The organism is Bacillus sp. FSL M8-0077 (assembly GCF_038050255.1).
GTDB lineage: Bacteria > Bacillota > Bacilli > Bacillales > Bacillaceae > Bacillus > Bacillus altitudinis.
Window position 1 is genome coordinate 151,203 of the sequence record NZ_JBBPAF010000001.1, and the last position, 18,218, is coordinate 169,420.

An 18,218-nucleotide genomic window follows, 5' to 3' on the forward strand; every position below is an offset into this window, starting at 1 on the left:
GGGCTCCTGCCCAACCTCTCTAAGTAAGGAAGGGGAAATCCGAAATGAACTTAGTCTTAATGGGGCTTCCGGGTGCTGGTAAAGGCACTCAGGCAGAACGAATTGTTGATGATTATGGGATCCCTCATATCTCAACAGGAGATATGTTCCGTGCTGCTATGAAAGAGGAGACACAACTTGGGCTCGAAGCAAAATCCTTTATCGATAAAGGAGAGCTTGTTCCTGATGAGGTCACAATCGGTATTGTTAGAGAAAGACTTGGCAAGAATGATTGTGAACAAGGTTTTCTTCTGGACGGATTTCCGCGAACTGTCGCTCAGGCTGAAGCTTTAGAAGACATTCTAAAGGACCTTGGCAGAACGATTGATTATGTCATTAATATTAAAGTCGATAAAGATGCTTTGATGGAGCGTCTGACTGGCCGAAGAATTTGCAAAGATTGCGGAGCAACATATCATTTAGTATTTAATCCACCTGCGAAAGAAAATGTTTGTGACAAGTGTGGAGGCGAGCTTTATCAACGTGCAGATGATAATGCAGAAACCGTTTCGACAAGACTTGAAGTGAACTTAAAGCAGACTGAACCTTTACTGAATTTTTATTCAGAAAAAGGATATCTTGCAAACATTGATGGTGCGAAGCACATTAACGATGTTTACGCTGATATCAAGGACCTGCTTGGGGGATTAAATAAATGATTATCTGTAAAACTCCTCGCGAGCTTGAGATTATGAGAGAAGCTGGACGCATTGTCGCACTGACTCATGAAGAGCTGAAGAAACACATAAAACCAGGTATTTCGACAAAAGAATTGGATCAAATTGCCGAACGTTTTATTACAAAGCAGGGTGCAATCCCATCTTTTAAAGGGTATAATGGTTTTCGCGGGAGCATTTGCGTTTCGGTGAATGAAGAACTCGTTCACGGTATTCCTGGTAAACGGGTTTTACGTGATGGAGACATCATTAGTATCGATATCGGCGCAAAGTTAAATGGCTATCATGGTGACTCTGCTTGGACTTATCCAGTTGGGGTAATCAGTGATGAGGACCGCAAACTACTGGAAGTCACAGAGGAATCTCTATATAAGGGCTTACAGGAAGCAAAGCCAGGTGAACGTCTGTCAAACATTTCCCATGCCATACAAACGTATGTTGAAGGTGAGAATTTCTCAGTTGTTAGAGAATATGTTGGACATGGGGTCGGACAGGATCTTCATGAGGACCCTCAAATTCCTCATTATGGTCCGCCGAACAAAGGCCCACGGCTCAAACCTGGAATGGTGTTGGCCATCGAACCGATGGTGAACGCAGGCAGCCGATATGTGAAAACACTGGCTGATAACTGGACGGTTGTAACGGTTGATGGGAAAAAGTGTGCTCACTTTGAGCATACGATTGCGATTACAGATACAGGTTTTGATATACTGACTAAGATTTAGGTCTTCACTGAAGCCTTTCAGGCCCAAATCGGGCAGGTTGTCTGTATAGTCCAAGGAAAGAACAAGATCAGTATACAGTTGTCATCGGCGTGTTCGATGGCTGTCATGTACTAATCGCAGACGGAGAAAAGCGTAAATTCATTCTCCTAAGAAAAAATATCAATCATTTAACCTTTTATGATTGCGTATCTCCGGAAGTTCAGAACAGTATATTCAAAACAGGTCGGGTGATAGATGGACAATTGAGAACATCTCATTTGGACATTTATCAGAGAGCAAGTTACTGATTTGAAGAAGGGAGAACACTTGAATGGCGAAAGACGATGTAATTGAAGTGGAAGGTACTGTAGCAGAAACTTTGCCAAATGCAATGTTCAAAGTTGAACTAGAGAATGGTCATACAGTTTTGGCTCATGTATCAGGAAAAATCCGTATGCACTTCATTCGCATTTTACCTGGAGACAAAGTTACGGTAGAATTATCTCCATATGACTTAACTCGTGGTAGAATTACGTACCGTTACAAATAAAGCAACTCCGGAAGAAGGAGGTTGGAAACACATGAAAGTGAGACCATCTGTTAAACCTATCTGTGAAAAATGTAAAGTGATTCGCAGAAAAGGAAAAGTAATGGTGATCTGTGAAAACCCAAAACATAAACAAAAACAAGGCTAATAACAAGGAGGTGCCCAAATCATGGCTCGTATTGCTGGTGTAGATATTCCACGTGATAAGCGTGTTGTCATTTCTTTAACATATGTTTTTGGAATTGGTCGTACGACGGCTCAACAAGTCCTTAAAGAAGCAGGTGTTTCTGAAGACACTCGCGTTCGCGATCTAACTGAAGACGAACTAGGTAAAATCCGTGATATCATTGACAAACTTAAAGTAGAAGGTGACCTTCGTCGTGAAGTTTCACTTAACATTAAGCGTCTAATTGAAATCGGAAGCTACCGCGGAATCCGTCATCGTAGAGGACTTCCTGTTCGTGGACAAAACACAAAAAACAACGCGCGCACTCGTAAAGGTCCGCGTCGTACTGTAGCTAACAAGAAAAAATAAGTAAAGGAGGTAGTTAAAGAATGGCTGCTGCTCGTAAACAAAATACGCGTAAACGTCGCGTGAAAAAGAATATTGAAGCTGGAATCGCTCATATCCGTTCCACTTTCAACAACACGATTGTAACGATTACTGATGTTCATGGAAACGCAATTTCTTGGTCAAGTGCTGGTGCATTAGGATTCAGAGGTTCTCGTAAATCTACTCCTTTCGCTGCACAAATGGCTGCTGAAACTGCTGCTAAAGGTTCTATCGAACATGGTCTTAAAACACTTGAAGTAACTGTTAAAGGTCCTGGTTCTGGTCGTGAAGCTGCAATTCGTGCGCTTCAAGCTGCAGGTCTTGAAGTTACTGCAATCAGAGACGTAACTCCAGTTCCTCATAACGGATGCCGTCCACCAAAACGTCGCCGCGTGTAATTTGTTTGTATAGATTTTGTGTCCCTGTCAATAATGGGTTATGATACAGTTATTTATGAGACGAATACACGACTCGTTGCCTGAGCACATACGGGACTAAACAATGAGGAATTTCGGATGGAATCTCATATGATTCTATTCGAGGTTTCGACGTTTTGAAGGAGGGTTTTATTAGATGATCGAAATTGAAAAACCAAAAATCGAAACGGTTGAAATCAGCGACGATGCCAAGTATGGCAAGTTTGTCGTAGAGCCACTTGAGCGTGGATATGGTACCACTTTAGGGAACTCCCTTCGTCGTATCCTTTTATCCTCACTTCCTGGTGCAGCTGTAACATCGATCCAGATAGATGGTGTCTTACACGAATTCTCAACGATCGAAGGCGTGGTTGAAGATGTTACAACGATTATCTTAAACATTAAAAAGCTTGCACTCAAAATCTACTCTGAAGAAGAGAAGACGCTTGAAATTGATGTACAAGATGAAGGAACTGTAACAGCTGCTGATATTACACACGACAGCGATATTGAAATCTTAAATCCAGATCTTCACATCGCAACTCTTGGCAAAAATGCGAGCTTCCGTGTTCGTTTGACTGCACAAAGAGGTCGCGGGTATAATCCTGCTGATGCAAACAAAAGAGACGATCAGCCTATCGGCGTGATTCCGATCGACTCAATCTATACACCTGTATCTCGTGTAACTTATCAAGTGGAGAACACCCGTGTTGGGCAAATCACAAACTATGATAAATTAACACTAGATGTATGGACTGATGGAAGCACAGGACCGAAAGAAGCGATCGCTCTAGGTTCTAAGATTTTAACTGAACACCTAAATATTTTCGTTGGGTTAACTGACGAAGCTCAGCATGCAGAAATCATGGTTGAAAAAGAAGAAGACCAAAAAGAAAAAGTGCTTGAAATGACAATTGAAGAGCTTGATCTTTCTGTTCGTTCTTACAACTGTTTGAAGCGTGCGGGTATTAACACTGTTCAAGAGCTTGCTAACAAGACAGAAGAGGATATGATGAAAGTTCGTAACCTTGGACGTAAATCTCTTGAAGAAGTGAAAGCGAAACTAGAAGAACTTGGACTGGGTCTTCGTAAAGACGATTGACTAGTTTCATTGTGAACTAGGATTTTCGTGTGTTTTTTATTCATACAGCATCTCTAATTAAGGAGGGGACATCACATGGCATACAGAAAGCTAGGACGCACTAGTGCACAACGTAAAGCAATGCTTCGTGACCTAACGACTGATTTGATCATCAACGAACGCATCGAAACAACTGAAACACGTGCGAAAGAACTTCGCTCTGTAGTTGAAAAAATGATCACTCTTGGCAAACGCGGAGATCTTCATGCTCGCCGTCAAGCTGCAGCTTACATTCGTAACGAAGTAGCTAACGCTGAAACAAACCAAGATGCACTTCAAAAATTATTCGCTGACGTTGCAACTCGCTACGAAGATCGCCAAGGTGGATACACTCGTATCATGAAGCTTGGACCTCGTCGCGGCGATGGCGCACCAATGGCTGTCATTGAATTAGTTTAATCACATATCGTGTATCTAAGAAAGGGCGGGACAGTTCATAACTGGATCTATGCCCTTTTTTAGATACTACGGCTTTTTAGCAATAGGCAAAGTAGAGGTTGAGCTGAGAGGAGGTCCGGTAGAGATGGAGAAGACATTAATTGACGTAAAAGACATTGTATTTCGTTATCACAAAGATGCGGACAAGCCCGCTTTAGATCAAGTGTCATTGCATGTGAATCAAAATGAATGGCTTGCCATTGTTGGCCACAACGGTTCAGGTAAATCCACACTTGCCCGTGTACTGAATGGGCTCATTTTACCGGATGCAGGAACGGTCAAGGTTGGTGAGATTGAGCTGAAAGAAGAAAGTGTTTGGGATATTCGCAAAAAGGTCGGCATGGTCTTTCAAAACCCAGACAACCAATTCGTTGGCTCAACAGTTCGTGATGATGTGGCTTTTGGTTTAGAAAATAACGGGGTTGAGCGGGAATTGATGATAGAACGTGTAGATTGGGCTGTCAAACAGGTCAATATGCAGGAGTTTCTTGATCAAGAGCCGCATCATCTATCAGGCGGGCAAAAGCAGAGAGTAGCAATCGCAGGTGTACTTGCCGCAAGCCCTGACATCATGATCTTGGATGAAGCAACATCAATGCTCGATCCGATTGGCCGTGAAGAAGTGTTAGAAACCGTCAGACTGCTGAAGGAACAAGGAACGGTCACGGTCATTTCCATCACACATGATTTAGACGAGGCTGCGAAGGCAGACCGTGTCATTGTGATGAATGGCGGGAAGAAATTTGCCGAGGGAACACCAGAGGAAGTATTTGAACTAGATGAACAGCTGGTTCAGATTGGACTTGATCTGCCATTTTCCTACCGGTTGAGTAAGCAATTGAAGCAGCAAGGTGTGCCGCTTGCAAATGCCCATTTGACACAAGAAGGATTGGTGAAAGAGCTATGGACATTACGATCAAAGAATTAGAGCATCGTTATCAAATGAAAACGCCGTTTGAGCGTCTCGCTTTGTATGATGTCAATGCTTCCATCAAAGAAGGCAGCTATGTTGCTGTTATCGGTCATACGGGTTCTGGCAAGTCGACATTGCTGCAGCACTTAAATGGACTGCTCAAACCAACAAAAGGGAGCATTGCGCTTGGAGATACGGTCTTACAAGCCAATAAGAAGCAGAAGGAACTGAAATCTCTTCGCAAAAAGGTAGGTATCGTGTTTCAGTTTCCTGAACATCAGCTCTTTGAGGAGACGATTCTGAAGGATATCTGTTTTGGTCCGATGAACTTCGGCGTTCCAAAAGAAAAGGCAGAAGCCAAGGCTAAAGAGATGCTGAAGCTTGTAGGCCTTCCTGAATCCTTGTTATCTCGATCACCCTTTGAATTAAGCGGTGGTCAAATGAGACGTGTGGCGATTGCAGGTGTACTAGCGATGGAGCCAGAAGTGCTTGTGCTTGACGAGCCGACTGCGGGATTAGATCCACGCGGACGTAAAGAAATCATGGACATGTTCTATGAGCTTCATCAAAAAGCCAACCTGACGACGATCCTTGTGACACACAGTATGGAAGATGCCGCTCATTATGCGGATCAAATGATTGTGATGCACAAAGGAACAGTAAAGGCGACAGGTACGCCGAGGGAGCTATTTGCCAATCGTACGGACATGTCTTCTTTTGGACTGGACCTCCCGGAAACGATAAAATTCCAGCAGGCTGTCGAAGAAAAGCTGGGGATGACGTTTCCAAGACCGCTTCTGACCATGGATGAAATGGCAGAAGCCTTAACAGCTTTATATCAGGAGGACACGACATCATGATGGATAGTATGATTATCGGCAAATATGTGCCAGGTACATCCTTTGTCCATCGTCTTGATCCGAGGACAAAGCTGTTATCAATTTTCTTTTTTGTCTTTATTGTCTTTTTTGCGAATAACTACATCACTTATGGGCTTTTAGGTGTCTTCACTATTCTTGTGGTGATGGTGTCTCAGGTGCCGCTGTACTTTATTCTCAAAGGAATGAAACCCATCCTTTGGATTGTTCTGTTTACCTTTATTCTGCATATCTTCATGACAAAGGATGGCGCTTTGCTCTTTCACTTTGGTTTTCTGAATATTTATGAAGAAGGTCTAAAACAGGGGATTTTCATTTCACTCCGTTTTGTCTATCTCATCATGATGACAACACTTCTGACGTTGACGACAACACCTATTGAAGTGACAGACGGTATGGAGAAGCTGTTGCATCCTTTCCGTAAAATCAAGCTTCCTGTTCATGAGCTTGCTCTTATGATGTCTATCTCTCTTCGATTTATTCCGACTTTACTCGAAGAAACAGACAAAATCATGAAAGCACAAATGGCAAGAGGTGTTGATTTTACAAGCGGACCCGTGAAAGATCGTTTAAAAGCGATTGTTCCATTGCTTGTCCCGCTTTTCGTCAGTGCGTTTAAGCGTGCGGAGGAATTGGCGACCGCTATGGAAGCGAGAGGCTACCGCGGGGGAGAAGGGCGCACGAAATACCGTCAGCTTGTCTGGGGAATGAAAGACACGTTCACGCTGCTTCTATTCATCCTGTTAACAGCACTCCTTGTGCTGCTTAGAAATTAGGTGATGCCTAGATGAAAGTAAAATGTACCGTATCATACGATGGGACACATTTTAAAGGGTATCAAGTGCAACCAGGACAGCGAACCATTCAGACGGAGATTGAATCTGCCCTTGCTAGAATGCATAAACAAGATGAACTAATTCCGATTGTGGCTTCCGGCCGGACAGACAGTGGCGTTCACGCAAAGGGGCAGGTCATCCATTTTGACACCCCGCTCGCCATTCCGATGGAGAGATGGCCGTTTGCTCTCAATAGCTTGCTGCCAGATGACATTCGTGTTCTAAAGGCTGAGGAAGTGGATGAGTCATTTCATGCTAGATTTGGTGCCGTTTCAAAGGAGTACCGTTATAGGGTCTCAACGGAAACGCACCAAAATGTGTTCACGAGACAGTATGCATGCCACTATCCTTACCCGCTGGATGTCGACAAAATGAGAGAAGCTGCTGAACACCTGATTGGCACACATGATTTCACAAGCTTTTGTGCGGCCAATACAGAGGTTCAAGACAAGGTGAGGGAGATTTACACCCTTGAGTGGAGAAACGTCTCAAACGGGCTTGAAATGCGTGTGAGAGGGAATGGCTTTTTATACAACATGGTGCGAATTATAGCCGGCACGTTACTTGAAATTGGTGCTGGTAAATTTCACCCTGAGGAGATAAAAGCCATGCTTGCCGCCCGAAATCGCGAAGCGGCAGGCAAGACTGCGCCCAGTCACGGACTGTATTTATGGGAAGTTTTCTATGACAACTAAACCAGGTGTAACATGTTCTTGACACAGGAAGCAGAAAGTTATAAGATATCATATGGTATGTATTTCAACCCCACAAATAAGCCCCGGAAGACTTATCTGTGTTTTGAAATAGAACGTAGCATTTGATTCAGGAAAATTCATTGATTTATTTAGGAGGGAAACTCATGCGTACAACACCAATGGCGAACGCAAGCACAATTGAGCGCAAATGGCTAGTGGTTGATGCGGCAGGCAAGACTCTAGGTCGTCTTTCTACTGAAGTAGCATCACTTTTGCGCGGTAAGCACAAACCAACTTATACACCACACGTTGACACAGGTGATCACGTGATCATCATCAATGCTGAGAAAATCGAATTAACTGGTAAGAAATTGACGGACAAAATTTACTACCGTCATACGATGCACCCAGGTGGTTTGAAACAAAGAACTGCTCTTGAGATGCGTACAAACTACCCTGAAAAAATGTTGGAACTTGCTATCAAAGGTATGCTTCCAAAGGGTCCACTAGGTCGTCAAATGTTCAAAAAATTAAATGTGTACCGTGGTTCTGAGCATCCACATCAAGCACAACAACCTGAAGTTTACGAACTTCGCGGTTAATTATAAGGGAGGTTAACAATTTGGCACAGGTTCAATATTACGGTACAGGTCGTCGTAAAAGTTCTGTAGCGCGCGTTCGCTTAGTTCCAGGTGAAGGCCGTATCGTCGTTAATAATCGTGAAATTACTGAATACATTCCATTCGCTGCTTTAATCGAAGACGTGAAACAGCCTTTGAACATCACAGAAACAGCTAACAGCTACGATGTTCTTGTAAATGTTCACGGTGGTGGATTCTCTGGTCAAGCTGGAGCAATTCGTCACGGTATCTCTCGTGCTCTTCTAGAAGTAGATCCTGAGTACCGTACACCACTTAAACGTGCTGGACTTCTTACTCGTGACTCTCGTATGAAAGAGCGTAAGAAATACGGTCTTAAAGGCGCACGTCGCGCACCTCAGTTCTCAAAACGTTAATCAATTTTATATTGTATGGACGTTTTACAAAGGTTTGTTACAAACAAACCTTATAAAAAAAGCATCAGCTTCGTGCTGGTGCTTTTTTTTGTGCCTTTTTATGAAGATAAATCATGACTGGTCTCTTCCTCTTGAATACGTATAAAATATGAGTATAGAAGTTTTCTGTTAAAAAAGATGGAGGTTGTCCTATGAATCTAACGACAGAAAGATGTCTCATTCGACCATTTACGGATGATGATTGGCAGGATGTCTATGCCTATACATCTGATCCGGTCGTGATGAAGTATATTCCGGAAGATGTATTTTCTAAAGATGATGCGCAGAAATTTGTCAAAGATAATCGTCATGAAGATGCTAAGTATGTCGCTGTTCTATTAAAAAATTATCATACATGCATCGGGCATATCGCATTTCATCCTTACTTTGGTGATCACACGTATGAAATTGGCTGGGTCTTCAATCCTGCATATCAAAACAAAGGCTATGCATCTGAAGCGGCGTATGCTGTCCTACATCATGGTTTTCACGCAATGAATTTACATCGAATTATTGCCACTTGTCAGCCTGAAAATGTGCCATCTTGGAGAGTGATGGAGAAAATGGGGATGAGAAGAGAAGGATACTTTAAAAAGTGTATCCCACAAGAAAATGAGTGGTGGGATGAGTTTTATTATGCCATCTTACGAGAGGAATGGAAAACTTGATAAGTTTTCATGATATGAAGTAATTCGTCATTCCAAATATCCCTTGGCTTGCACTATTGATATAATCAGGTCAAATAAGCAGAAGAGGGGCGCGGGCATGAGGATCTTTGATGCACATTTTCATATCATTGATTTTGATTTTCCTATTCAAGAAAACCAAGGATATACACCGCCGAGTTATGTAGTGAATGATTATAGGAGAGAGACGGCTGATCTGGGGGTTATTGGTGGAGCGATTGTGTCAGGGTCATTTCAGGGTTTTGATCAAGGTTATTTGTTGAAAGCACTCGATGAAATGGGACCAGCTTTTTGCGGTGTGACACAATTACCTTTTACAGCAACTGACGATGAGATTGTTCAATTGAATCAACAAGGGGTAAAGGCTTTACGTTTTAATGTGAAGCGGGGCGGTTCGGAGGATATTTCAAAGCTCGATTATTTTGCGAGAAGGGTGTATGAGCTGGTCGGCTGGCATAGTGAGATCTACATAGACGCTAAGCAGCTTCCTGACATCTCCTCTACGCTTGAACAGCTGCCGGCCGTTTCAATTGATCATCTAGGCTTATCGGAAGAAGGTTTGCCATATTTGCTCAAGCTGGTTGAAAAAGGGGTTCGTGTGAAAGCAACGGGTTTTGGACGTGTTGATTTAAACGTCGAACATGCATTGACGTCCATTTATCAAACGAATCCTGATGCACTGATGTTTGGTACAGACCTTCCGTCTACAAGGGCGAAACGTCCATTTGAATACGGTGATATTGAATTGATTCAACATCTTTTTGATGAGGAAGCAGCGGATAAAATTTTATATGAAAACGCTGTTAATTGGTATTTTGGCGAATGAATAAAAATTTCCGTTCCATTATAGGAGGTGTGTTCATTGAATCTGAATCAATTGACATTTAGAGAAGCTGTCCAAGGAGACCTGGACAAAATCGTTTTTATGCTTTCGGATGACAAATTAGGCCAAAAGAGAGAACGCTACACTCGTCCATTATTAGAAAGCTACCTCAATGCCTTTCATTCGATCGAAGCGGATTCCAATATTGAACTAATCGTAGCTTGTGATCGGGAAGAGGTAGTCGGTGTTCTCCAATTAACAATGACTCCATTTCTAACGTATCAAGGTGGATGGAGAGCTTCAATAGAAGGGGTTCGTACAGCCTCGACTCATAGAGGAAGAGGAATTGGCACATTGTTGATCAGACGGGCTATTCAACGCGCAAGTAACCGCGGCTGCCATATGATTCAGCTTTCAACAGACAAACAAAGGCCAGAAGCACGACGTTTTTATGAAAAATTAGGGTTTGAAGCCACGCATGATGGGATGAAGTTGCAGCTTGATTTCAAATAAAAAGCAGAGTGCGGCATCTCTCTGCTTTTTTATGATTGTTTCACCGGAAACGCTTTGTATACATCTTGACGTTTATCTTTTGACTTCACAACTCCATCAACCAGTTTCTTTTGCCAAAGCGCTGTATCGTCTTTGTAAACTTTAAAAGAGTGAGGCAGCATTTTTTCTAGCTGTTTTCTTTTAAACGTGACGGATGGCTCGTCGTTAGTGCTCATCTTGAGTGTCACTTGCTCTACGTTATCGATAAGAATAAAAAGTGCCAATGCATTATATAAGTAGTTTTTTTCAATGGTATCCTTCTTATCAAACCAAAATGTATCAAATTGTTCTTCTGTATAATTGGTGTTTTCTTTCACGCCGTATGTCACTTTTAGCGCTTTTCCATCTACGATTTCATACTCGCGAATCACGTTACCTGGAAGATCTGATATATAGCGCCGACTGCTCGTTGTCTCCAATATAAGAATTTTTGTGCTTAGAAAGCTGTTTTAAGGAAATGTCTTCTATTCCTCTAATGTTGCTCTCTTTCTCACTGGCTTGACTACTGCAAGCGGATAGAATGACTGTCATTAGTAGTAGGATATACATCCACTTTTTCATTTATTTTGCCCCTTTATCATTCTTTCTATATAAAAACCCATTTTATCACAGTATCCCATTTCCACCACTTATTTCATCATTTCCATTTACTGAACTGCATGTTTTGTTCAAACCAACGAACAATACAAAGAAAAAAAGGAGTTCAGTCCATGGCAGAAGTTCTTTCATTTTATCAATTGAAAACAAAACGAGATGTCACGCTTGAAAAGAAGTTGTTGCGTACATTGTCTCTTCAACAGGTGACGGTCGCTTCCGAGAAATTCACGAGGAAGCTGTTCCCATTTGCAGATGATCCAGCTGGGATTATGAGTGATGGCTGTATTGATTTCGCCATTGAGGCTTTTTTAGCAGGTGGGAGATACGGTGAGTCGAGTAAGTATGGTGAATCATTCGATGATATAAAAAAGCGGTCAGTTCATGAAGAAGATGAGCTGGTTGAGGAGCTAGCAGGGTGTTTGCAATCGTGGGGGAATATGTTCCGAATGGAGCGTAAGATGTCGTGTCTGTATCCATTTGCGAAGGAATTTTTAAGCATATGGTGGCAGGAAGGCTTTCGGGAATCAGAAAAAAGGCATAAGCTTCGACTGCACTAAGCATATTTCCAGCCCTTGTCCCATATCTATAAAATAATGGTGTATGGGAGGGACAGGGATGAAAAGAAAGCTGAAATGGACAGGGTTTTTAATCGGGTTTATTGTCCTCTTATTCTTATTCAGATTTCAGTTTCTAAATGATGATTCGTGGAAATCGTGGAACTTGCCTTTGAGCGGCAAGATCATCTATTTAGATCCGGGTCACGGCGGTCCAGATGGCGGGGCCGTAGGAGGAGAGCTGCTCGAAAAAGAGATTGCACTGGATGTGTCCATGAAGATAAGAGACTATTTGCAGGAGCAGGGAGCGCTTGTTCTCATGACCCGGGAAGATGATTCTGATTTATCATCAAAGAATACAAAGGGATATGCCCGGAAGAAAGCGGAGGATTTAAGAAACCGTGTGAAAGTCATCAATGAGTCTGAAGCGGATCTCTATTTAAGTATTCATTTAAATGCGATCCCATCGAACAAATGGAGCGGGGCACAGACGTTCTTTTACGGAAAGTATGAAGAGAATGAAAAAGCAGCGAAGTTCATTCAAGATGAATTGCGCAACAACCTTGAAAACACAGATCGCAAGGCGAAGCGAATCAATGGGATTTATTTAATGCAAAATGTCACGAAGCCAGGAGCGCTTGTCGAAATCGGATTTTTATCGAATCCAAAAGAGGCTGGTCAGCTGGCGACTCCTAAATATCAGGATCAAATTGCTGCTTCGATTTATAAAGGCATTCTCAGATATTTAACAGAGCAAAAAGAGCCGCCTGAATAAGGGGCTTTTTCCTGTTTATCGCAGGCAAAGAGGACAGACATTGTAAGGATATGTATGATATACTTGGATTGTAAACGAATTCAATAAAGGGTGAGGTTCTGCTATGATCGGACAAGATGATGTGAGAAAACTAGTTGGGAAGATGGACGAACCTTTCCTTCATATACCGCTTGGTGAGCTGGATGCCATCAAGGAAATCAGCCTAAAGCCTGAAAAAGAGCATGTGAGCTTAAAAGTGGCGATTGCCAAAACAGGCACTGCTGAGCAGATGAAGCTGCAGCAAGACATCGTACAAGCATTAAAAGCAGCGGGCGCGAACACTGTAGGACTTCGTTTTGAAGAACTGCCTCAAGAAACGCTTGAAAAGTTTATGCCGTCACAGGATGAGGAAGAAAATTTGCTCAACTCTAAAAATCCGCCTGTGTTCTTAGCGATTGCGAGTGGAAAAGGCGGAGTTGGGAAATCAACTGTTTCCGTTAACCTGGCTGTGGCACTGGCTCGTCTAGGGAAAAAAGTGGGACTGATCGATGCTGATATTTACGGCTTTAGCGTACCGGATATGATGGGAATCACCGTCAGACCGACAGTTAAAGGGGAAAAGATTATTCCTGTGGAACGCTTTGGCGTCAAAGTGATTTCAATGGGCTTTTTTGTTGAAGAAAACGCACCGGTCATTTGGAGAGGACCGATGCTTGGTAAAATGCTAAATAACTTCTTCCACGAAGTAGAGTGGGGAGAATTAGATTACTTACTATTAGACCTTCCGCCTGGAACAGGTGATGTGGCACTTGATATTCATACGATGCTTCCGAGCTGTAAAGAAATCATTGTGACGACACCGCATCCAACAGCGGCTTTTGTTGCGGCTAGAGCAGGCGCGATGGCACTGCAAACAGATCACGAGGTGCTAGGGGTCGTTGAGAATATGAGTTACTATGAAAGCAAAAAAACAGGTGAGAAGGAATATGTCTTTGGAAAGGGCGGCGGGGACAAGCTGGCGGAGGAGCTACGCGTATCAGTTCTTGGTCAAATCCCTTTAAGACAGCCTGATTGGAATGAGGACGATTTTGCACCTTCTGTCTATGATGCGAGTCATCCGACAGGGGAAGTGTATCAACACATTGCCAATAAAGTCATTGAACAATTAACAGTGAAAGCATAATGAAATCCCGAGTGACCTTGTGCCACTCGGGTGATGTTTAACTGCCGCTTCCTTGTGAACCGGAATCACTGCTGCTTTCAGAGACTGCTTTTTTTAGCTCATCTTCGAATTTCTTCTTATAGAGAGGGCTGCTTAATGTTTCTGTGATGACTTTCTCTAAGTGTTTTCTGAACTCTTTGCTTTTGACCAGTTCTCCGTATTTCTTTTCCATTTCAGGATCCTTGAGAATATCCATCATCATTTGTTGATAGTCAGGGTCCTTCATCAATTGTTTTAACAACTTTTCATGCTGTTGCTGCATGGATTTTGCGAAAGTCTCGGCAAATTTAGAATCCTCAAAGACCTTCTTCCAGAACTCTTTGCCTTTATCAGAAGTCAGTGTTTTCTCTATTGTTTTTTTCACAGTTTGTTCATCCATTACCAAAGCTTCATTCATTGCCTCGTCATTTAATAACTGTTGAATGGCCTTTTTACCGTCATCTGTTTTCAAAATATCGACGACCATTTTTTTCGTTTCGTCATAGTCCATATTAGATGAGGATTGGGTTTTGGGAGCACAAGCTGTTAGAGATAAAAGAAGAAAACAGCTCATTATACGCAAGATGCCTTTTGACATACTGTGGCTCCTTTCGTTACATGTCTTACTTTTAATATGAATGTTTCACGTGAATTTATACATAACAAAAATAGGGGTTGGGTCAATTCAATGAAAAGTCGGGATTTAGTTCGTTTTTTCTTCTCTGTGCTGGCTGTTGGAGCGGTCATTACAAGCGTGGTAGGTTTTGCGCTTGAGTGGGGGAAATATCAGAAGCTGTTTGTATCGTTTGAGATTTTAGAGATTGCGTCTGTGTTATTTTGGTTTATTGGCGTGGGGATGATCTTTAGTGTAATCAGTCAAATGGGGTTTGTTGTCTTTTTGACAGTGCACCGGTTTGCGCTGGAGATTTTCAGGTCGCATTCTTTATGGAATACCATTCAGTTATTTCTTGTGATTTTCGTGCTGTTTGATTTAGCTTATTTGCGGTTTTTGTTTTTCGGGGAGAATGAATCATTTCTTCCATACTTGTGGCTACCTGTTTTTATCGGTGTGTTTGCATTGATCGTGTCTTATTTTAAACAGCAGCAGTCCTCTAAGAAAACATTTATTTCTGCAATGTTTCTCATGGTCGTCATTACGTCGTTAGAATGGTTTCCGGCGCTTAGAGTCAATGAAGAGGACTGGCTATATTTAATGCTATTCCCGCTATTAGGTTGTAATGCGTTTCAGTTATTAGCTATGCCGCGGTTTTCAAAGGCAAAAGCTACTTAACCTCAGTTGACTTTGTTTTTGTATTAGAGATAAGCTCGCCAACCGTGACGTTTCTTAAATTTTGATTTTTTAAGTGTTTTAAAATAGCTGGTAAGGCTTGAGCGGTTTGGGTGGCTGAATCTGAGGCGTGAAGGAGAATGATGTCTCCGCTTTTCATTCGATCATTTACATTATGAACAATCTGGTCCACGCCTGGGTTCAGCCAATCTTGAGAATTGATGCTGTAATGGACAACGGTATAGCCATACTGTGTTGCAATTTTCAATACCGTTTCATTAAATTGCCCAGTTGGCGGTCTTAATAATTGAATGTCTTCCAGTCCAAGCTTTTGGAATGTATTTTGTGCACGGACAAGATCACGCTTAATTTCGTTTTCTTCCAGCTGGCTATAATTTTTATATGCATAGCCAAGGCTGCCGATTTGATGGCCGTCCTCTTTAATCCTTTTCACAATATCTGGGTGACGCTCAGCCCAAGAAGCAGACAGAAAGAAAGTGGCGTTCTTTATATCGTACTCTCGGAGGACATTTAAAATAGGAACAGCCTTCTCGTCTCCCCAGCCAATATTAAACGTAAGGGATGCATGTTTTGATGAGGTCTCTCCTTTAAAAATCGCTCGGGGTCCTTGTTCTGTTTTAAATACCGACAGCGGCGGTGCCTTCTGTACATAAAAAAAGGTTGCAGCTGCAAGGGCTGCTACAAGAATAATGACTACTTGCTTCAGCCGTTTAATAGGCAACACATATAATCGACTCAATTCAAACACTCCTGCCTTGTCCAAGATTGTTACTTGATTGTATGCAGGACAAGGGTTTGACATGCACGATAAAACTATTTTAAAAAAAGTTCTGAAAAGACGTTGACCAATAGAATGTTTTCGTGATATATTATTAATCGTCGCTGACACACAGTGACAAACACAAACGCTTCGGGAAATAAACTTGAAAAAAGTTGTTGACATAAGATGAAGCGAAATGTTATATTATTAAAGCCGCTAAGAACGGCGAAGATGATCTTTGAAAACTAAACAAGACAAAACGTACCTGTTAATTCGAGTTTTTATAAAAAAATCCTATGATACTTCATAGGTAGTCAGTCAAACTGGCGAGGCAGGAAATGATCACATGCTAAGTTCGCTACATCGTGTAGCAACGCATGTGTGATATGCATCCTGCATACCTCGGAGAGTTTGATCCTGGCTCAGGACGAACGCTGGCGGCGTGCCTAATACATGCAAGTCGAGCGGACAGAAGGGAGCTTGCTCCTGGATGTTAGCGGCGGACGGGTGAGTAACACGTGGGTAACCTGCCTGTAAGACTGGGATAACTCCGGGAAACCGGAGCTAATACCGGATAGTTCCTTGAACCGCATGGTTCAAGGATGAAAGACGGTTTCGGCTGTCACTTACAGATGGACCCGCGGCGCATTAGCTAGTTGGTGAGGTAACGGCTCACCAAGGCGACGATGCGTAGCCGACCTGAGAGGGTGATCGGCCACACTGGGACTGAGACACGGCCCAGACTCCTACGGGAGGCAGCAGTAGGGAATCTTCCGCAATGGACGAAAGTCTGACGGAGCAACGCCGCGTGAGTGATGAAGGTTTTCGGATCGTAAAGCTCTGTTGTTAGGGAAGAACAAGTGCAAGAGTAACTGCTTGCACCTTGACGGTACCTAACCAGAAAGCCACGGCTAACTACGTGCCAGCAGCCGCGGTAATACGTAGGTGGCAAGCGTTGTCCGGAATTATTGGGCGTAAAGGGCTCGCAGGCGGTTTCTTAAGTCTGATGTGAAAGCCCCCGGCTCAACCGGGGAGGGTCATTGGAAACTGGGAAACTTGAGTGCAGAAGAGGAGAGTGGAATTCCACGTGTAGCGGTGAAATGCGTAGAGATGTGGAGGAACACCAGTGGCGAAGGCGACTCTCTGGTCTGTAACTGACGCTGAGGAGCGAAAGCGTGGGGAGCGAACAGGATTAGATACCCTGGTAGTCCACGCCGTAAACGATGAGTGCTAAGTGTTAGGGGGTTTCCGCCCCTTAGTGCTGCAGCTAACGCATTAAGCACTCCGCCTGGGGAGTACGGTCGCAAGACTGAAACTCAAAGGAATTGACGGGGGCCCGCACAAGCGGTGGAGCATGTGGTTTAATTCGAAGCAACGCGAAGAACCTTACCAGGTCTTGACATCCTCTGACAACCCTAGAGATAGGGCTTTCCCTTCGGGGACAGAGTGACAGGTGGTGCATGGTTGTCGTCAGCTCGTGTCGTGAGATGTTGGGTTAAGTCCCGCAACGAGCGCAACCCTTGATCTTAGTTGCCAGCATTTAGTTGGGCACTCTAAGGTGACTGCCGGTGACAAACCGGAGGAAGGTGGGGATGACGTCAAATCATCATGCCCCTTATGACCTGGGCTACACACGTGCTACAATGGACAGAACAAAGGGCTGCGAGACCGCAAGGTTTAGCCAATCCCACAAATCTGTTCTCAGTTCGGATCGCAGTCTGCAACTCGACTGCGTGAAGCTGGAATCGCTAGTAATCGCGGATCAGCATGCCGCGGTGAATACGTTCCCGGGCCTTGTACACACCGCCCGTCACACCACGAGAGTTTGTAACACCCGAAGTCGGTGAGGTAACCTTTATGGAGCCAGCCGCCGAAGGTGGGACAGATGATTGGGGTGAAGTCGTAACAAGGTAGCCGTATCGGAAGGTGCGGCTGGATCACCTCCTTTCTAAGGATATATGGAGCAGCGTACGTTTTTCGTCTTGTTTAGTTTTGAAGGATCAACCCTTCAAAACATGTCTCTAGCGAGACAGGATTGTTCTTTGAAAACTAGATAACAATAAGTAATACATTCACATTGAATGCAATGCA

At 43.3% G+C, this 18,218-nt stretch carries 24 protein-coding genes and 1 rRNA gene; 22 read left to right on the forward strand and 3 right to left on the reverse strand.

Going from position 1 to position 18,218, the window contains the following annotated elements; all coding sequences use genetic code 11:
• The first annotated feature begins 44 nt into the window (after positions 1 to 44).
• From NST57_RS00845 to NST57_RS00925, 17 genes are all read left to right on the forward strand, one after another.
• Positions 45 to 698, forward strand: coding sequence for an adenylate kinase (locus NST57_RS00845; RefSeq protein ID WP_007496336.1), 654 nt, complete (start codon positions 45 to 47; stop codon positions 696 to 698).
• Positions 695 to 1,441, forward strand: a complete 747-nt coding sequence (gene map / locus NST57_RS00850; protein WP_007496338.1) for a type I methionyl aminopeptidase — start codon at positions 695 to 697, stop codon at positions 1,439 to 1,441. Before NST57_RS00845 ends, map begins: the two co-directional genes overlap by 4 nt.
• Positions 1,442 to 1,751: 310 nt before the next feature.
• A complete protein-coding gene (infA, locus tag NST57_RS00855; protein WP_003217190.1) occupies positions 1,752 to 1,970 on the forward strand; it encodes a translation initiation factor IF-1 in 219 nt (72 codons plus the stop codon).
• 31 nt (positions 1,971 to 2,001) lie between these two features.
• On the forward strand, positions 2,002 to 2,115 hold the full coding sequence (gene rpmJ, locus NST57_RS00860; RefSeq protein WP_003156543.1) for a 50S ribosomal protein L36: 114 nt from the start codon (positions 2,002 to 2,004) through the stop codon (positions 2,113 to 2,115).
• Positions 2,116 to 2,136: 21 nt separating this feature from the next.
• The gene (rpsM, locus tag NST57_RS00865) at positions 2,137 to 2,502 is read left to right on the forward strand and encodes a 30S ribosomal protein S13 (protein WP_003217023.1); all 366 of its coding nucleotides are present in this window, start codon (positions 2,137 to 2,139) and stop codon (positions 2,500 to 2,502) included.
• A 20-nt stretch (positions 2,503 to 2,522) separates the two neighbouring features.
• Positions 2,523 to 2,918 carry a 30S ribosomal protein S11 gene (rpsK, locus tag NST57_RS00870; RefSeq protein WP_003217231.1) on the forward strand — a complete coding sequence of 132 codons (396 nt, stop codon included), beginning with the start codon at positions 2,523 to 2,525 and terminating at the stop codon, positions 2,916 to 2,918.
• Positions 2,919 to 3,093: 175 nt separating this feature from the next.
• Positions 3,094 to 4,038, forward strand: coding sequence for a DNA-directed RNA polymerase subunit alpha (locus tag NST57_RS00875; protein WP_003217009.1), 945 nt, complete (start codon positions 3,094 to 3,096; stop codon positions 4,036 to 4,038).
• A gap of 75 nt (positions 4,039 to 4,113) precedes the next feature.
• Positions 4,114 to 4,476 (forward strand): 50S ribosomal protein L17, encoded by a 363-nt coding sequence (gene rplQ, locus NST57_RS00880; RefSeq protein WP_003216944.1) that lies wholly within the window; start codon positions 4,114 to 4,116, stop codon positions 4,474 to 4,476.
• A 124-nt stretch (positions 4,477 to 4,600) separates the two neighbouring features.
• Complete coding sequence (locus tag NST57_RS00885) at positions 4,601 to 5,443, forward strand: energy-coupling factor ABC transporter ATP-binding protein (protein ID WP_008345218.1); 843 nt, start codon at positions 4,601 to 4,603, stop codon at positions 5,441 to 5,443.
• Positions 5,419 to 6,288, forward strand: a complete 870-nt coding sequence (locus NST57_RS00890) for an energy-coupling factor ABC transporter ATP-binding protein (RefSeq protein WP_007496346.1) — start codon at positions 5,419 to 5,421, stop codon at positions 6,286 to 6,288. The genes NST57_RS00885 and NST57_RS00890 overlap by 25 nt, the downstream gene beginning before the upstream one ends.
• Entirely contained in the window at positions 6,285 to 7,082 is a 798-nt protein-coding gene (locus tag NST57_RS00895) for an energy-coupling factor transporter transmembrane component T family protein (protein WP_008345215.1), read from the forward strand. The genes NST57_RS00890 and NST57_RS00895 overlap by 4 nt, the downstream gene beginning before the upstream one ends.
• An 11-nt stretch (positions 7,083 to 7,093) precedes the next feature.
• A complete protein-coding gene (truA, locus tag NST57_RS00900; protein WP_341297833.1) occupies positions 7,094 to 7,837 on the forward strand; it encodes a tRNA pseudouridine(38-40) synthase TruA in 744 nt (247 codons plus the stop codon).
• A 164-nt stretch (positions 7,838 to 8,001) separates the two neighbouring features.
• Positions 8,002 to 8,439: a 50S ribosomal protein L13 gene (gene rplM / locus NST57_RS00905; RefSeq protein ID WP_003217042.1), complete on the forward strand. Its 438-nt coding sequence runs from the start codon at positions 8,002 to 8,004 to the stop codon at positions 8,437 to 8,439.
• Positions 8,440 to 8,459: 20 nt separating this feature from the next.
• Positions 8,460 to 8,852, forward strand: a complete 393-nt coding sequence (gene rpsI / locus NST57_RS00910) for a 30S ribosomal protein S9 (RefSeq protein ID WP_007496354.1) — start codon at positions 8,460 to 8,462, stop codon at positions 8,850 to 8,852.
• A gap of 191 nt (positions 8,853 to 9,043) precedes the next feature.
• Complete coding sequence (locus NST57_RS00915; protein ID WP_142153625.1) at positions 9,044 to 9,559, forward strand: GNAT family N-acetyltransferase; 516 nt, start codon at positions 9,044 to 9,046, stop codon at positions 9,557 to 9,559.
• A 97-nt stretch (positions 9,560 to 9,656) separates the two neighbouring features.
• Positions 9,657 to 10,403, forward strand: a complete 747-nt coding sequence (locus NST57_RS00920; RefSeq protein WP_142153627.1) for an amidohydrolase family protein — start codon at positions 9,657 to 9,659, stop codon at positions 10,401 to 10,403.
• Positions 10,404 to 10,439: 36 nt separating this feature from the next.
• Positions 10,440 to 10,913 carry a GNAT family N-acetyltransferase gene (locus NST57_RS00925; protein WP_142153629.1) on the forward strand — a complete coding sequence of 158 codons (474 nt, stop codon included), beginning with the start codon at positions 10,440 to 10,442 and terminating at the stop codon, positions 10,911 to 10,913.
• Between the two features lie 29 nt (positions 10,914 to 10,942).
• On the opposite strand, the gene NST57_RS00930 is transcribed toward NST57_RS00925, so the two are convergent.
• Positions 10,943 to 11,371, reverse strand: a complete 429-nt coding sequence (locus NST57_RS00930; RefSeq protein WP_341297834.1) for a DUF4825 domain-containing protein — start codon at positions 11,369 to 11,371, stop codon at positions 10,943 to 10,945.
• A gap of 291 nt (positions 11,372 to 11,662) precedes the next feature.
• On the opposite strand from NST57_RS00930, the gene NST57_RS00935 reads away from it, so the two are divergent.
• From NST57_RS00935 to NST57_RS00945, 3 genes are all read left to right on the forward strand, one after another.
• On the forward strand, positions 11,663 to 12,106 hold the full coding sequence (locus NST57_RS00935; protein WP_052320835.1) for a YbaK family protein: 444 nt from the start codon (positions 11,663 to 11,665) through the stop codon (positions 12,104 to 12,106).
• A gap of 58 nt (positions 12,107 to 12,164) precedes the next feature.
• Positions 12,165 to 12,878, forward strand: a complete 714-nt coding sequence (gene cwlD, locus NST57_RS00940) for an N-acetylmuramoyl-L-alanine amidase CwlD (RefSeq protein ID WP_017359175.1) — start codon at positions 12,165 to 12,167, stop codon at positions 12,876 to 12,878.
• A gap of 103 nt (positions 12,879 to 12,981) precedes the next feature.
• On the forward strand, positions 12,982 to 14,040 hold the full coding sequence (locus NST57_RS00945) for an Mrp/NBP35 family ATP-binding protein (RefSeq protein WP_008345199.1): 1,059 nt from the start codon (positions 12,982 to 12,984) through the stop codon (positions 14,038 to 14,040).
• Positions 14,041 to 14,077: 37 nt separating this feature from the next.
• On the opposite strand, the gene gerD is transcribed toward NST57_RS00945, so the two are convergent.
• Entirely contained in the window at positions 14,078 to 14,656 is a 579-nt protein-coding gene (gene gerD, locus NST57_RS00950; protein ID WP_341297835.1) for a spore germination lipoprotein GerD, read from the reverse strand.
• A 90-nt stretch (positions 14,657 to 14,746) separates the two neighbouring features.
• Here gerD and NST57_RS00955 point away from each other — a divergent pair, with 90 nt between their 5' ends.
• Positions 14,747 to 15,349 (forward strand): KinB-signaling pathway activation protein, encoded by a 603-nt coding sequence (locus NST57_RS00955; protein ID WP_008345196.1) that lies wholly within the window; start codon positions 14,747 to 14,749, stop codon positions 15,347 to 15,349.
• Here NST57_RS00955 and pdaB read toward each other — a convergent pair.
• Positions 15,342 to 16,106 carry a polysaccharide deacetylase family sporulation protein PdaB gene (pdaB, locus tag NST57_RS00960; protein WP_341297836.1) on the reverse strand — a complete coding sequence of 255 codons (765 nt, stop codon included), beginning with the start codon at positions 16,104 to 16,106 and terminating at the stop codon, positions 15,342 to 15,344. The two genes, NST57_RS00955 and pdaB, sit on opposite strands and share 8 nt — an antisense overlap.
• A gap of 420 nt (positions 16,107 to 16,526) precedes the next feature.
• Here pdaB and NST57_RS00965 point away from each other — a divergent pair.
• Positions 16,527 to 18,075, forward strand: a 16S ribosomal RNA gene (locus tag NST57_RS00965).
• The last annotated feature ends 143 nt before the right edge of the window (positions 18,076 to 18,218 follow it).

Excerpts from the sequence above, each read along its gene's own strand:
- NST57_RS00890 (WP_007496346.1), top strand. The coding sequence starts at position 5,419 with ATGGACATTACGATCAAAGAATTAGAGCATCGTTATCAAATGAAAACG.
- rplQ (WP_003216944.1), top strand. The coding sequence starts at position 4,114 with ATGGCATACAGAAAGCTAGGACGCACTAGTGCACAACGTAAAGCAATG.
- rpmJ (WP_003156543.1), top strand. The coding sequence starts at position 2,002 with ATGAAAGTGAGACCATCTGTTAAACCTATCTGTGAAAAATGTAAAGTG.
- truA (WP_341297833.1), top strand. The coding sequence starts at position 7,094 with ATGAAAGTAAAATGTACCGTATCATACGATGGGACACATTTTAAAGGG.
- NST57_RS00885 (WP_008345218.1), top strand. The coding sequence starts at position 4,601 with ATGGAGAAGACATTAATTGACGTAAAAGACATTGTATTTCGTTATCAC.
- NST57_RS00935 (WP_052320835.1), top strand. The coding sequence starts at position 11,663 with ATGGCAGAAGTTCTTTCATTTTATCAATTGAAAACAAAACGAGATGTC.
- cwlD (WP_017359175.1), top strand. The coding sequence starts at position 12,165 with ATGAAAAGAAAGCTGAAATGGACAGGGTTTTTAATCGGGTTTATTGTC.
- rpsM (WP_003217023.1), top strand. The coding sequence starts at position 2,137 with ATGGCTCGTATTGCTGGTGTAGATATTCCACGTGATAAGCGTGTTGTC.
- NST57_RS00875 (WP_003217009.1), top strand. The coding sequence starts at position 3,094 with ATGATCGAAATTGAAAAACCAAAAATCGAAACGGTTGAAATCAGCGAC.
- NST57_RS00920 (WP_142153627.1), top strand. The coding sequence starts at position 9,657 with ATGAGGATCTTTGATGCACATTTTCATATCATTGATTTTGATTTTCCT.
- rplM (WP_003217042.1), top strand. The coding sequence starts at position 8,002 with ATGCGTACAACACCAATGGCGAACGCAAGCACAATTGAGCGCAAATGG.
- gerD (WP_341297835.1), bottom strand. The coding sequence starts at position 14,656 with ATGTCAAAAGGCATCTTGCGTATAATGAGCTGTTTTCTTCTTTTATCT.
- rpsK (WP_003217231.1), top strand. The coding sequence starts at position 2,523 with ATGGCTGCTGCTCGTAAACAAAATACGCGTAAACGTCGCGTGAAAAAG.
- infA (WP_003217190.1), top strand. The coding sequence starts at position 1,752 with ATGGCGAAAGACGATGTAATTGAAGTGGAAGGTACTGTAGCAGAAACT.
- NST57_RS00955 (WP_008345196.1), top strand. The coding sequence starts at position 14,747 with ATGAAAAGTCGGGATTTAGTTCGTTTTTTCTTCTCTGTGCTGGCTGTT.
- NST57_RS00915 (WP_142153625.1), top strand. The coding sequence starts at position 9,044 with ATGAATCTAACGACAGAAAGATGTCTCATTCGACCATTTACGGATGAT.
- NST57_RS00895 (WP_008345215.1), top strand. The coding sequence starts at position 6,285 with ATGATGGATAGTATGATTATCGGCAAATATGTGCCAGGTACATCCTTT.
- NST57_RS00845 (WP_007496336.1), top strand. The coding sequence starts at position 45 with ATGAACTTAGTCTTAATGGGGCTTCCGGGTGCTGGTAAAGGCACTCAG.
- map (WP_007496338.1), top strand. The coding sequence starts at position 695 with ATGATTATCTGTAAAACTCCTCGCGAGCTTGAGATTATGAGAGAAGCT.
- NST57_RS00945 (WP_008345199.1), top strand. The coding sequence starts at position 12,982 with ATGATCGGACAAGATGATGTGAGAAAACTAGTTGGGAAGATGGACGAA.